Origin of the sequence: Paenibacillus sp. 22594, from assembly GCF_052044425.1 — a bacterium.
In the GTDB taxonomy this organism is placed as follows: Bacteria; Bacillota; Bacilli; order Paenibacillales; family Paenibacillaceae; genus Paenibacillus_AQ.
Genome location: NZ_JBQENA010000004.1, coordinates 19,742 through 33,407, shown reverse-complemented (window position 1 = coordinate 33,407; position 13,666 = coordinate 19,742). Strand labels below are relative to the sequence as shown.

Genomic DNA, 13,666 nt, shown 5'->3' with positions numbered 1-13,666 from the left:
GTGGTTTACTGGCATTCGGGATTATCAGCCAACGATGATGGACTTGTCAGGAAAAGAATCACATATCTTGATCACCGGCCCTAATGGAGCAGGGAAATCTACCATAACGTACTGTATGGGGGTTGTTTTGTATTCTTCCAAGGTAGATATAGATGGTCTGAAATCCCGCAATCTCCTTCCGGATGATACGTGGAAAGCTCATATTCAGCTATTGTTTAAGAACGAGGGAAGCATGCGCATTGATGCCCCTGCTTTTATCGAATTCTCGATTTATATTCTGCAGGAACCGGGACAGCCCGCGAAGAAGGAATTTATCATTCAATCGGGGGATGATCCGGAGCAATGGGATGAGACTATTAAGTATACTTCCGGTGACCGTCAATACAATTTCACCACGTACAAGAAGGACCTCCAGTACAAATACAAAATTGATCCCGATCTGTTCTACCTGATTTGGTATCAGCAGGAGGTCAATCAATTCGCGGTCATGGACCCGCAGGAGCGGTTTCGTATTTTTGCTGAAATGCATGGCATTGATCAGGTACAGCACAACTGGGAAGAAAGTATGGAGAAGTTGAAGGAAGTACAGGAGAGTCTAAGAACAGCGGATATAAACGTGGCCAATAAAAAGCAATGGCTTGGGATGGCGAAGGTAGCGCTGGAACGATATGAGGATAATCGCAAGCGCCTTGTAGAAGGAGGCCGGATGTACGCTGGAGCACTGCTGAAATTAGAAAGATTTTACAAGCAGGAACAACAACATTTATTAGCGAAGCAAGAACAATTGCTCGTGGACCAGGAAACAGCGAAGGATAGCCTTGACCTACTGCAGGAACAAGCCGAGCGGATTAATTATGAGCTAACGCAGGTCCAAACGGAAAAAGAACGGATCAATGAGGAAATCATTTTATTGCAGGAGAAGCTATCTGTTGTAAACAATGAAATAAATGACACCACGAACGTTATTAATGAATTGAACAACCAGCTGAAGGAGCTTAATCAAGAAAAGTCTGGAATTACACGGACTGAAGAAGAGGTACAGGGGCAGCTCGCGGCAATCACTTTACAGCTTCAAGCGTTGAATAATAACATAGGGAAAGCCGAAGCTGACATTCAGGAATCTGAGGCTGTTATAGAAGAATTAATGAATTCAAGCTATATTCTGCATGCGCAGATTCAGCAGGATAAGGCACTGGAGTATGAACACCAGGGTCGGTTATGGCAATATCACAGCAGTTATAATGTGAATAAGAATATTGCAGCATTAGAGCAAAGAATTCGCGATTTCAAGCATGAGCAAGACAGGAAAGTGAAGTTGCTTAAGGAATTCACTGAAGAGGGACTTCAGCTTGAGCATAATAGATTATGGTCGGACCGCCAAAGAGAATCACTTGCGCTATTTAAAGCAAATGGGGTACGTGCTTATACCTTAAATGAGCTGGTTGAATTAGATGAGTCCGCCCGGCCGGCAGCAGAGGAGCAATTCGAAGCTATTAAATATACAGTGTTTTTTGATGGTATGCATGTACAGGCTCCGAATGATTTGTATCATGTTCCTCTGCGGAGTATCGTGCCGGATCGATCGGTTACTGACATTCAGGAGCTTCAGATCCATGTGAAAAAAGGCATCAGTGATGAAGTATTCCCGCATGCAGTTAAGGTTCTTTGGTGGATAGAGCAATTCTATCGGGCAGGTGAAATGCGTGTAGAGAATGGTCTGCTGATCGACCTGAAGGGGATTCGGGGTCCACAGGAGAAGAAGAGCTATATCCTAAGCCAGAAGGCTCTGCAGAAACGTAAAGAGGAAATTCAGAAGAACATTAGCCAATTGAATACAGCGCTTGCGGATATCGAAGACTCCATTAAGAGTGATACGCAGACTATGCAGGAATTGCATGCCATTATTCAATCTGTTCGTGAATCCGAAGCTTTCCTCACCAAGAAGCATGAACGTGAAGGAAGGGTCGCGAAATATACACTAGAGGTGCTGCGTCTTGACGAGCAGAAAATGCAGCTTCAGGAACTAAAGGCAGTGCACAAAAAGTTCATCGAGAAACAGGTCAAGCTGGAGCATACGCAGGATATCCTGCAGCATGAAGCGGACTTTTATGTGCGATTAGGACAGCAGAAGGAACAGTATGAAACGTTGCAGCAGAAGTTGAAACACCGCCAGAGCTTATCCGCGCAGCAGGATACGATGAAGCAGCAATCTGCCACACTCGAAGAACAGCTTGATCAAATAGAAGACAATGAACGCCGACAAAACCGCAAGCAGGCCAAGAATCAAGACGAAGTTGAACAGGTAACGCGTACATTACAGCAAATGAATGTTCAATTAAAAGATACAAATGAAGCGCTTGATGCATCACAAATAAATCTGCTTACGGTTATCGAAGAAATTGAGAATTTCAAAGGAACAGCACGGTTTATTTATGTTGAGCTGGTTAGCGAGCCTGAACCAGAACCCAATAATGCGAAGAAACAGCAGTCGCTGGCCAAGCTTCGCCAAGAGTACGAGTCCGGGAAAGTTACATTTAATAATGCCAGATATGAATCGGGTCTTGATCCCGCAGCACCTGACAATTACAAAGTCATTGAAGAAGATGTTCATCGGCTGCAGGATGAGTATAAGCGGACAAGCTTATTGTTTGAAGAGAATCAAGAACGGGCTGAGACGTTGAGAGATCAGCTGGAGACGACCATCAATATGAGAGTGCTTGAAATAGAGCAGCGATTTAAGAACTATATGAGCGGTTTTCAATTCGAGGGGCAGATTGATTGGAAGCAGCAAGAGGATCGCAAGGGACGGGTACTGTTCCATTTATTCATAAGAGCCCGTAAGGAAGGGCACCGTGGAACGTTAGAGGATGTCAGTGTGAAGGCACGGGGAGGAAGAGTTGGCAAAGGTGTCTCTGGCGGAGAGGAATCGCTTAGTTCACTTTTGTTTGCACTCGCTTTGTTACAGAATCTGCAAACGGCACCAGGCTTTATTGTGATGGATGAATTCGATAGTGCGTTAGATGAGCAGCGGAAGTTAAAGGTATTTGATCTCTATGCCAGCGAGCTAAGGCGGAAATTAATTATCCTGTCTCCGAAGTCGCATGAGAACTCCTACCTGGACCGGTTCTCCAAAGCATACATTGTGCATCATGATCCTACTGTACCTTGGAGTAAAGTGACGGGGTTAATTCTAAAGCGTGAATGAGGGAGCGGAAGAATAGATTGGCCCGTTAGAGTGAGCTAAACATTGTTAATTCTTACGGGCTGATTTGTTCTGTGATGAACATAGTCTTATGCAAATAGAAATTGCGCTGTACTGTGGTATACTCGAACTATAAGTAGAAAATGAGGTGTATGTATAATGATGAATCTTACACAGGACCTTGCTAAATTGATTCGATTAACAGGTGATCGTGCAAAATTGGATGCTAAAGCAAATGGGACATATATAGTATATAAGACAGCTGAAGGGCAAATTGTTAAAGAATATAGCACAGGTGAGATTGAGAAAATGAACGAACAGGAACTTAACCATGAATGAGACTGTTGCAACCATGTTCGTTTTTGCTGGTAATAATGGAAGCGGTAAGAGTACAATCCGCAACTTGATTGTTGATCGGCTTGGAGTAAGTGTGAATATCGATCCGGATGCACTAGCTCGCAAATAAACACTCTACATCCTGAGCGGAGCAAAGTATCTGCTGGAAAAGAAGCCATAAGAATAGCCAGAGAATGTATCCGAAACAAGTGGGACTTCACTGTGGAAACTACTTTAGCGGGTGGAAATGTTATTCGACAGATACGTGATCAAAGGAACGAGGCTTTGAAATCATTATGTTTTGTAGGACTAGGAGATGTTCGACTTAACATTGAACGTGTTGCTATGCGCGTAAAGAATGGTGGTCATCATATTGAAACCGAAGATATTATTAGACGCAATGTAACGAGTATGAACAATCTATTGTCTCACTTGGACCAAATAGATCATCTAGTCGTTATAGATAATAGTAAAGCTGATGGTGAAATTATTTTTGAAGTAGATAAAGGTGGAATAAAGTATTATTTAGATGAATTGCCTGAATGGGCACAAATAATTGATCGGAGATTACAGACTAAATATAAAATGCAAAAGTAAACCAATTCGAATCGGGATCGTTCGTAATTGGTTTATTTTTTTGACATCGCATCGTGTCCATAACCTCAAAAAATTCGACAATACAGGCGAAGATATGGAGGATCTCATCTCCATCGGCACCATCGGGCTGATCAAGGCCATCGAGAGCTACCGGCCGAACAAAGGCACGAAGCTCACTACTTTTGCTGCCCGTTGTATAGAGAATGAAATCCTGATGCATTTGAGATCGCTTAAAAAGACCAAAAAGGATGTATCTCTGCATGATCCGATCGGGACGGACAAGGAAGGCAATGAGATCACCCTCATCGATATCCTCGGCTCCGACGCAGATGATACTGTTAAGGAAGTAGATCTGAAGATCGAGAAGAGCAAGATATATCGTAATCTGGACATTCTGGATGACCGGGAGAAGGAAGTTGTGGTTGGGCGGTTTGGGCTGGATACGGGCGGGGAAGAGCGGACACAGCGGGAGATTGCGAAGGAGCTGGGGATTTCTCGGAGTTACGTATCGCGGATTGAGAAAAGGGCGCTCATGAAGCTGTATCATGAGTTTTATAAGGCGAAGCGGTAAGCTTAAAATTAAGGCGGTATTCGTTAATGATAGAGCCAATAGAAAGCGACTTGTCTGCGGATGAGTTGCTTTTTGGTTTATGATCTACATATCCCATTGCTACATCTTTACGAAAAAAATGATAAGAACCAATGGATATTCCTAAGATGACATGGCGCAAATTAAGAATAGGTCTCTGTAAGATTTCCGGATGGAGAAGGTGCCTGATTTAACTATGTAGCTTGAGGAGTTAAAGCCTGTTTCTATTGCAATTTCAGTTATACTTTTTGAAGAGTCGAGCAGCAGGAGCTCGGCTTTTCTTTATTAACTATGCACCGAACCTAAGGTGTTAAGCTAAAAGGTTGGAGAAGGAAGGACACTATCTAAGACGAAGCACGATGCTCTCGAATGAGTAATAATTGTGAAATAACAAATGTCGTAATATTATATATTGATTGTCGTTATTCTCTATTAAAAAATAGTTGCGATCATGATACTTTATAAATAGATGTCATGATTATATATATTGGAGGGTAAGGCTGATGAGCATTGGGTTAGGAGTAATTAGCTTTTGGCATGTCCATGCCTGGGACTATGTGAAACAAGCACAAGAGCATAAGGATACTTTTATTGCAGCAGTATGGGATGAAGATGCAGAGCGAGGGAAGAAAGCGGCTGAATCTTTGGGAGTTCCCTTCTTCACTTCATTAAATGATATGCTTGCGCAAAAAAATGTGGATGCCGTAATTGTGGATGCACCAACCAATAGGCACACAGAAATACTGGTGGCTGCTGCCGGGGCGGGAAAACATATATTCACCGAGAAGGTGATTGCTCCAACGGTAAAGGAAGTTAATGATATTATTTCGACGATTGAAGCAAGACAGCTGAAATTAACGGTTTCATTGCCACGGTTAAACGATGGATATACCCTATCCATTCAAGAACTGATAAGTCAAGGCTTGCTCGGTGAGATCACATATGTCCGGGTCCGTTTATCACATAATGGGGCGCTTGCGGACTGGTTGCCTGATCATTTCTATAGTTTGGAGCAATGCGCAGGAGGCGCGCTAATTGACCTTGGCTGCCACCCTATGTATTTATCCCGGCTATTTTTGAGCGAAGAAGTTACCGGGGTGAATGCGAATTTCGGCTACATCACAGGCAAAGAAGTAGAAGATAATGCAGTTGTGACACTTTTTACGAAATCAGGTGCAATCGGAGTCGTAGAAGCCGGGTTTGTGAACAGTCATTCCCCGTTTACGATCGAGGTCCATGGAACCGAAGGGTCTCTTTTATTTGGAACACCGGAAGAAAAATTGCTGCTTAAGACCAATTTAGGTAACGGAATCTCTGGCAACTGGACGGAAATAGCTCTGAAAGACAATAGGGAGAGCGCTTTTCAGCAGTGGGTGGGCCATGTTCAACATGATACACGCGCTGACGAGAATATCCGGGTAGCTGTTGAACTTACTGCCTTAATGGAGTCCGCTAACCGCTCGGCTAAAGAAGGACGTGTGGTTGCTTTGTCTGAGGTAAAGATTTGATCTACCAAATGATGTCTCAAAAACCGGATATTCTGGAAAGGCTTGATATCTCGATTCTATGGGGACATTATGAAATTACAGTGCTCAGGTTTCACTTAACATCCTTTCCGCCTGGGAAAATCATTGATTTCCATAATCACGCCGAGTTTGAATTTCATTTCATCCCCAAAGGTAAGGGAAAGGTAATCTTAGGTGAGCAGGAGTATGCATTAGCAGAGGGGATGCTTTACTTAACCGGACCAGGTGTTATGCATTACCAGGAAGCGAACTGCGAAGAGGCGATGGATGAATTTTGCCTGCATATTGATATCAAAGAGAAACCTAGAGATGGAGCGGACCCATGGGAGGTAGCGGAAGCCGAAGAATGTGTCGGGAAGCTGCGGCATTTGCCCCTTTTTCCTATCCTGGATCGTTATCATGCCATGGATTGCTTTCTTGAAGCCTATGAAGCATATGACGGGAAGCTGTCCGGATATTATACCTCCATCAAGCATCAGGTAATCAGTATTCTGTTGAAGGCCGTAAGAGCGTATGATCTGGGCGGAATAGTTACAGAAGCTCCAGTACGGGATATGTTGAACTACAGGTACCATTTTGCCATTCAATACATGAAGGCTAATGTTTCAAGCGGAGTAACCCTGGACACTGTTGCTGAAAAACTGAATATCAGCTCCAGGCAGTTGCAAAGGGTTTTTAAAAAGGTTAACCCTGAACAAACGTTTAGCAGAATTCTCGAGGATATACGTTTGCAAGGAGTCTGTCACAAGCTATCTGAAAGCGTTCTCTCTATTGAACATATTGCTCAATCCGAAGGATTTGCCAATGCGACCTATCTGCATAATGTTTTTCGCAAGCGCCTCGGCATGACCCCCGCTGTATATCGCAGAGAAAACTCTATAAAGTGAGGATGATAAGGATGACTAAAAGCTATCGTATTGGAATAATCGGATGTGGCGGAATCGCGAACGGTAAACATTTTCCAAGCTTAAGTAAGTTAAAGAATATCGAAATCGTTGCGTTCTGCGATATTGTGGAAGAGCGGGCTGAACAGGCTGCCAAGCAATATGGAGGCAAAAACGCCAGAGTCTATACAGATTACACAGCCTTATTAGAGGACGGTACAATAGATGTTATTCATGTATTGACACCAAACGAATCACATGCGGAAATTTCCATCGCCGCTTTAGAAGCCGGCAAGCATGTAATGTGTGAGAAGCCAATGGCTAAAACAGCAGCAGATGCCAAAAGAATGGTAGAAGCAGCTGAGAGAACCGGAAAGAAATTAACGGTTGGCTACAACAACCGCTTTAGAGAAGACAGCTTGTATTTGAAGAAGCTCTGCGAGGAAGGACAACTGGGTCACATTTATTATGCTAAGGCTCATGCGATCAGAAGAAGAGCTGTACCGACCTGGGGTGTTTTTCTGGATGAGGAAAAGCAGGGAGGAGGGCCTTTGATTGATATCGGCACCCATGCACTTGATCTGACCTTATGGATGATGGGCAATTATAAGCCAAAGGTCGTCTTGGGTACTAAATATCATGAGCTGTCGCAACGGGAAAATGCCGCCAACGCATGGGGACCTTGGGACCCTGAGAAATTTAAAGTTGAGGATTCGGCCTTTGGAATGATTGTTATGGAGAATGGCGCGACAATCATGCTGGAATCCAGCTGGGCGCTTAACTCGCTGGAAGTGGATGAGGCCAAATGCAGCTTAAGCGGAACGGAAGCAGGCGCGGACATGAAGAATGGCTTGCGTATTAATGGTGAACAATTTGGCCGTATGTATACGAACCAGATTGAGCTTGGAGCAGGCGGAGTGGCTTTCTATGACGGTAAAGAGGAAAGCGCGCCTGACCTGGAGATGAGAAAGTGGATCGAGGCAATTGATCAGGACAAGGAACCGCTCGTAAAACCTGAGCAGGCATATACAGTTTCATTAATTTTGGAAGCAATCTACGAATCGGCACGTACAGGTAAAGCGGTTTATTTTAACGAGTAACAGGGTATCCGCTTTAAAGCTCGTTTTTGAGGTTAATATAGTAAATCAGTTTAGAAGGTGTGGGCGTTCGGAAATTACCACAACTTAAGGAGGATACGACAATGTTAAGAGGGTTGACACGGGAGGGGATTGGGGCAGTTGAAAGTCCGGAGCGTATGATCGAATTGGCATCTGAAGCCGGATTTCAGGCGGTGGATTTCAGTGCCAAAGAGCTGATCGACCGGCTCGGAACAGCGGGGGCAAGAGAGAAGCTAACCAAGCATGGCGTTATTATTGGCTCTATTGGATTACCAGTAGAATGGCGGGCGAGTGACGAGGAATTCCGGGATGGCCTGTCTGCCTTGATAGAAGAAGCTGCAGCGGCAAGAGCCCTTGGCTGCACATGCTGCTGCACTTACATTTTACCGTCAACAGATATGAAGCCAGCGCATTTCATGGCGCTTGCCACCCGGCGGCTGAAGCTATGCGCCCAGATTCTCGGCGTTTACGGTCTGCGGCTTGGACTTGAATTCGTCGGCCCGTATCATTTGCGGACATCCTGGAAATATCCATTTATTTGGACGATGGAAGAGACGCTGGACTGGATTGATGCCATCGGGGAACCGAATGTCGGTTTGCTGCTGGACGCTTATCATTGGTATACAAACGGTGGGACCATTGCGGATATCGAACGGCTGCAGGCCTATCAAATTGTTCATGTGCATATCAATGATGCACGAAATGTGCCGGTGGAAAAGATGCTGGATAACGATCGGCTGTATCCCGGAGAAGGGGTGATTGATTTAGCCGGATTTGTGCAAGCTTTGCAGCATATCGGTTATGATGGCGTCGTATCACAAGAAATACTTACTCTGCATGCGCCGGTGGAAACGCCGGAGCAGTTGATTAAGCGGTCCAAGGCTGGTTTTGATCGCGTATTTGAATATAAAAACAAGTCAATTTGAATCAGGAACGATCGTAATTGGTTTGTTTTTTTACATCGCATCGTGTCCATAACCTCAAAAAATTCGATAACACCGGCGAAGACATGGAGGATCTCATCTCCATCGGCACCATCGGGCTGATCAAAGCCATCGAGAGTTACCGGCCTAACAAAGGCACGAAGCTCGCCACTTTTGCCGCCCGCTGTATAGAGAATGAAATCCTCATGCATTTGAGATCGCTTAAAAAGACCAAAAAGGACGTATCCCTGCATGATCCGATCGGGACGGACAAGGAAGGCAATGAGATACGCTGATTGATATCCTTGGCTCCGATGCGGATGATATTGTTAAAGAAGTGGATCTGAAGATTGAGAAGAGTAAGATATATCGCAATCTTGATATTTTGGACGATAGAGAAAAAGAGGTTGTCGTCGGGCGCTTCGGCCTGGATACAGGCAGGGAAGAGCGGACGCAGCGGGAGAGCGCGAAGGAGCTGGGGATCTCGCGGAGCTATGTGTCGCGGATAGAGAAACGGGCGCTAATAAAGCTGTATCATGAGTTTTATAAGGCGAAGCGGTGAGCGGTAAAGGTTAAACAAGTGTATTTCAAACAGTAGAGTGATCTTCTAAGCGACTTGTCTACGGATAAGTTGCTTTTGTTTAATCACAGACAATATTGAAAAGAGGTAATCGACTACAATGAGTAGCTACAAAAATATATATGATCTTCCTGTTCAATTATTGCATACATACGAAAAACATGAAAAACATCGAGCATCGTATCAGAAACAGATAGATTATTATAAGAAACAATTTTTCATGACAGATGATGTGGTTCGAAAAAATTGTGTGCTAAATCAACTGATAAAGATACACGAAGGGAATAGAGAACAAATAGTGAAGTGGTGCTCAGAACTACTCCGTCACCATCACGATCAAGTTTGCGTGCGTGAGTATCCTGTAACTCTAACATATATAGGATCAGTACCCGCAGCTCGAACGGCATCACAATTCTAATAAAAGACATCTTGGACTGGTTCTTTTATAGCCTTAGGCTTTTTACTCGGTTCTTTAAGTTGGTCTGTTGCCTTAAAAATAGTACTGACATCACTATCGGCCGGAGATGGTGATGGTGTCGCTGAACTTAAAACAGGATATTGGATTTAGGAATAATAATCAGAGCTAGAATAAAGCAAACCAATAGCTGAATCCCAGTGTACTTTGATATACTCTTTCGATTTCGATTATTCGAATCTCCCCAACAGATGACTTTCTGAGGAAAGATCATTTCAAATAGCCAAACTGGGATCGCGGCGAGAGCAATGAAAAGAAAATTAATAGCAATGGTCTCGCGGAAAGATAAGTTTAAAAACAATAGGATTTCAAATAGAAGTATAGGAAATTAATTCTATAACTATTACCGGATTGTATGACGATCCACTTGAGATAAAGATGAATTTCAAAGTAAATTCAAACCATTTCAAGCAAAACAATATAATTTTATTTGAAGGTTCATATGGAACGTGGATTTAATTTATGAATAATTTCAACTCCGACATCTACCAGTTTTTCGTTTCCCAAAAAGTTCAGTGCAATCTTAGCTCTATTTTTACGGCTATCTACTTTTTTAATGATTCCTTCTAATCCTTTTAGAGGCCCTGAAGTGACAAGTACTTTTGAGTTAACAAGATAAACCCTAGAATACTCCAGTGTATCTCTATCATCAAGCAATTTAATAATGGGTTTGATTTCTTGAGGCTCTATTTTACATTCCTCTTTATTAAAGCTCTTTCCATTATGGACGATACGGTAGCAACGGGGGATTCTCTTAATTTTATAGTAGATTTCGTCGGTCAACCTACAATAGATCAGAACATAGCCAGGGAAAATTTTCTTTATAACATGTTGAATCTTGCCGTTTTTTTTCTCGGGCACTCTTCGCTTAGGAACTACGGCGTTTAAAACGGAGGAGTCAAAATGCAGATTAAGATGTTTGAGCACCATTTCTTCTTGATTGTTTTCAACAAATAATGCGTACCAATATTTCATTTTCCTCTCCACCTTTAATTTGGATATTATTACAGATATAGAATACAACCTTTATCCTGCAAAATTTGTAGAATTTTGATAATTCTATTTTGTTTTTTATGTGATTAAATAAGTGTAAATATTTAAAAAACATAATATGTAAATAGAGGATTTTAAATCAAAATACTGTACCACACCTGTTGATTAACCACATATCCGGCAACAATTCCAGCAAAAGAAGACGAAAAAATTGCATAAAGATAAGCGATGCATGTTTGGGGACAGCTGAACTATCATAGTCATAAAGAGTCCTAATCAGCACATACACGATTAAAGCAATATAAGTTGGCCATTGACCGCATTTTCAAGAGGTGCAAAACAAGGTCAGTTCGTTCAAATGTTGTTTAGTTCAACGGAAAAAAGCTCAATTTTCGGCTCAACACAAAATTAGCGGTTGAAACTTTCGGACGGTCTGGACGCTTTCAATTACGTAACCATGAATGTGAAACCGATCCGAAATTCGAATCGCCCGAGGGAAATACTCGCGAATTTAAGTGTGATATGTTTGGGCGAGGTCCATGACAACCGCCTTGGGCTCGAGCTTCAGGAACTCCAGGTGCTGCTCGACATACGTACGGAGAGTCCTCCAGCTTCTGCCCGTCAATCAGATCCAGCATGGATTCACCTCGAAGAGCTGAATGCCGGTATTGTAGGTATTTCCCTTTTTGATCGCAGAATCGTCGATGCCCAGCACCAGTTTCTCGGTATCTTTCGCTTGACCCCAAGGCTACTCCAGCAGACGCTCGTTCTCGAAGGGAAGCGCCCTTTGATGCATAACAAAACCGTACTAGCCGGTGCTTCTTGCATTCTCGCGCTATAGGCGGCTGCGGAAACGAGCGCCTGGTTAACCGTCTTTTCTCGAAAGAGCCGACTGTATTGTTCCTTCGGTCCAACCCACGCATACGACCATACAAAACCAATATGACAGCGGGAACAGGCCAAGCGGGCGTAGAAATGTGCACAAAACGCTTCTTGCCAAAGCGCTGATATGACAATGGTACGCGGCTTGTCGTCTTAGATTATTATCAATACCAGAAGAAAATGAAATAGTTGGTGGCGGGAGAAATCGGCGGAGAAATATAAGCAGAATCTATACCGAGCCGTGAAGAAAAATGATCTTCCTGTATTCGAGGAGGAAATCAAGAAACTCTTAAACGATGTCAAAGCAAGGCTACTGGTGATTCGTGTATTCACATCTGGGATTAAAGTGCCGTATATGCATTAGCACGTATGCGTGAAGTGTGTTAAAGACTATAGTAAAGAAACAAATTTAATCATTTTAATATCTAAACAATAACTAGTGTGGAAAAACTTTGAACAAATTGGTACCGACCTGTATTCAACCTATATTTTGATATTTATTGACAATATTTATGATTGGGAGTATCATTTGATCATACATATTAACACTATTAATGATATTGATGAAGATGAATATAACAATACCTCACTGGCAATAATCGATGTTTCGGCACGTTATTGGTCATAAGGAGACATAACAAGTAGCTTGAGTAGTGCCGGCGGAAAAACACGGCTGGACGAGAGGGCGAAGCTATGTTTTTTTTTTTTTTATTTTTGAAAAATGTCATAGATTATTCAATGAGTAATTAGGCACAAATAAATAAGAGTAAGCGACCTATAAGTAAATGAATGTATAGGTCGCTATTTTTTGTAGATTGAGTTGCACAATGTGGAGCGTGATCAAGTAGATCATTATTGATGGAATTTATTCGAATCTTCTAACATTTGAATCATTTTCATAATGCGTTGCCTTAAAGAGCAACAGAGTACTTCAATCCCATCAACTTCATTTTTTTGAATCTTATGCTGCATTATACTGAGCTTGTTTGTTTATGCGGTCACAAGCTAATTTTGTACAGTTGTACACCAAAGTGACCAAGTTAAAAATGAAACTTAGCTTTTTGTCCTGAACGGTGTCTTACATTGTTATGTTGAAAATATTCCTCTAAAAAAGCATTAACTCGTTCTACAGCAGATCGTTGCTTTGCGATTGTCATATCGGTAGGTATACTCTCGCACACAAGTTGGAGCAAAGTACTCGTAAAAATCCAGTAATTCAGCTTCTCGCCGTCGGTTACATGCAATAATAGCAAATGCTTTAGTTTTACTAACTTCTTGGTAAATTGCTTCGTAGTCATATCCTGCATCTATAGTAGTTGCATACTTAATTGTGAAGTTTGGACACTGTAAAGTGATCCCATTCAATAATGGAATTGCAGCTTTTCCGTCATTTGAATTCCCAGTGAGGATTGATGGGGATTTCGTCTCTTAACGTAAAATATGTTTCGGTTAGTTGAGCGGCGCTCTCTTTTTCATAGATTGATTTCTGTTCTTCTTCCATTTGCTTTTTTTGAGCCAAGATTCACGCTCGTGTTTAAGCTTTCGACCAGGCTATTTCCTT

9 protein-coding genes and 3 pseudogenes are annotated in these 13,666 nt (G+C 42.6%); 9 read left to right on the top strand and 3 right to left on the bottom strand.

Going from position 1 to position 13,666, the window contains the following annotated elements:
* Positions 1-115 precede the first annotated feature (115 nt).
* The 9 genes and pseudogenes from ACTJKB_RS14215 to sigK (ACTJKB_RS14175) all read left to right on the top strand — a co-directional run.
* Positions 116-3,205, top strand: a complete 3,090-nt coding sequence (locus ACTJKB_RS14215; RefSeq protein WP_440834794.1) for a chromosome segregation protein SMC — start codon at positions 116-118, stop codon at positions 3,203-3,205.
* 159 nt (positions 3,206-3,364) lie between these two features.
* On the top strand, positions 3,365-3,541 hold the full coding sequence (locus ACTJKB_RS14210) for a hypothetical protein (RefSeq protein ID WP_440834793.1): 177 nt from the start codon (positions 3,365-3,367) through the stop codon (positions 3,539-3,541).
* 219 nt (positions 3,542-3,760) lie between these two features.
* On the top strand, positions 3,761-4,135 hold the full coding sequence (locus tag ACTJKB_RS14205) for a hypothetical protein (RefSeq protein WP_440834791.1): 375 nt from the start codon (positions 3,761-3,763) through the stop codon (positions 4,133-4,135).
* Between the two features lie 4 nt (positions 4,136-4,139).
* Positions 4,140-4,706: an RNA polymerase sporulation sigma factor SigK gene (gene sigK / locus ACTJKB_RS14200; protein ID WP_440835604.1), complete on the top strand. Its 567-nt coding sequence runs from the start codon at positions 4,140-4,142 to the stop codon at positions 4,704-4,706.
* A 521-nt stretch (positions 4,707-5,227) separates the two neighbouring features.
* The gene (locus tag ACTJKB_RS14195) at positions 5,228-6,232 is read left to right on the top strand and encodes a Gfo/Idh/MocA family protein (RefSeq protein ID WP_440834790.1); all 1,005 of its coding nucleotides are present in this window, start codon (positions 5,228-5,230) and stop codon (positions 6,230-6,232) included.
* Between the two features lie 8 nt (positions 6,233-6,240).
* Positions 6,241-7,137 (top strand): AraC family transcriptional regulator, encoded by an 897-nt coding sequence (locus ACTJKB_RS14190; RefSeq protein ID WP_440834788.1) that lies wholly within the window; start codon positions 6,241-6,243, stop codon positions 7,135-7,137.
* 11 nt (positions 7,138-7,148) lie between these two features.
* On the top strand, positions 7,149-8,234 hold the full coding sequence (locus tag ACTJKB_RS14185; protein WP_440834787.1) for a Gfo/Idh/MocA family protein: 1,086 nt from the start codon (positions 7,149-7,151) through the stop codon (positions 8,232-8,234).
* Positions 8,235-8,335: 101 nt separating this feature from the next.
* Positions 8,336-9,178 carry a sugar phosphate isomerase/epimerase family protein gene (locus ACTJKB_RS14180; RefSeq protein ID WP_440834785.1) on the top strand — a complete coding sequence of 281 codons (843 nt, stop codon included), beginning with the start codon at positions 8,336-8,338 and terminating at the stop codon, positions 9,176-9,178.
* Between the two features lie 47 nt (positions 9,179-9,225).
* A pseudogene (sigK, locus tag ACTJKB_RS14175) lies at positions 9,226-9,737 on the top strand (RNA polymerase sporulation sigma factor SigK); the annotation flags it as partial.
* A gap of 931 nt (positions 9,738-10,668) precedes the next feature.
* Here sigK (ACTJKB_RS14175) and loaP read toward each other — a convergent pair.
* The 3 genes and pseudogenes from loaP to ACTJKB_RS14160 form a co-directional block, all read right to left on the bottom strand.
* The gene (loaP, locus tag ACTJKB_RS14170; protein WP_440834784.1) at positions 10,669-11,205 is read right to left on the bottom strand and encodes an antiterminator LoaP; all 537 of its coding nucleotides are present in this window, start codon (positions 11,203-11,205) and stop codon (positions 10,669-10,671) included.
* A 439-nt stretch (positions 11,206-11,644) separates the two neighbouring features.
* Positions 11,645-12,224, bottom strand: a pseudogene (locus tag ACTJKB_RS14165) (transposase); the annotation flags it as partial.
* A gap of 842 nt (positions 12,225-13,066) precedes the next feature.
* A pseudogene (locus ACTJKB_RS14160) lies at positions 13,067-13,494 on the bottom strand (transposase); the annotation flags it as partial.
* Between the last annotated feature and the right edge of the window lie 172 nt (positions 13,495-13,666).

What these genes read in the sequence shown, in the direction of transcription:
- ACTJKB_RS14215 (WP_440834794.1), top strand. Translation starts at nt 116, where the DNA reads ATGGGGGTTGTTTTGTATTCTTCCAAGGTAGATATAGATGGTCTGAAA.
- ACTJKB_RS14210 (WP_440834793.1), top strand. Translation starts at nt 3,365, where the DNA reads ATGAATCTTACACAGGACCTTGCTAAATTGATTCGATTAACAGGTGAT.
- ACTJKB_RS14195 (WP_440834790.1), top strand. Translation starts at nt 5,228, where the DNA reads ATGAGCATTGGGTTAGGAGTAATTAGCTTTTGGCATGTCCATGCCTGG.
- ACTJKB_RS14190 (WP_440834788.1), top strand. Translation starts at nt 6,241, where the DNA reads ATGATGTCTCAAAAACCGGATATTCTGGAAAGGCTTGATATCTCGATT.
- ACTJKB_RS14185 (WP_440834787.1), top strand. Translation starts at nt 7,149, where the DNA reads ATGACTAAAAGCTATCGTATTGGAATAATCGGATGTGGCGGAATCGCG.
- ACTJKB_RS14180 (WP_440834785.1), top strand. Translation starts at nt 8,336, where the DNA reads ATGTTAAGAGGGTTGACACGGGAGGGGATTGGGGCAGTTGAAAGTCCG.
- loaP (WP_440834784.1), bottom strand. Translation starts at nt 11,205, where the DNA reads ATGAAATATTGGTACGCATTATTTGTTGAAAACAATCAAGAAGAAATG.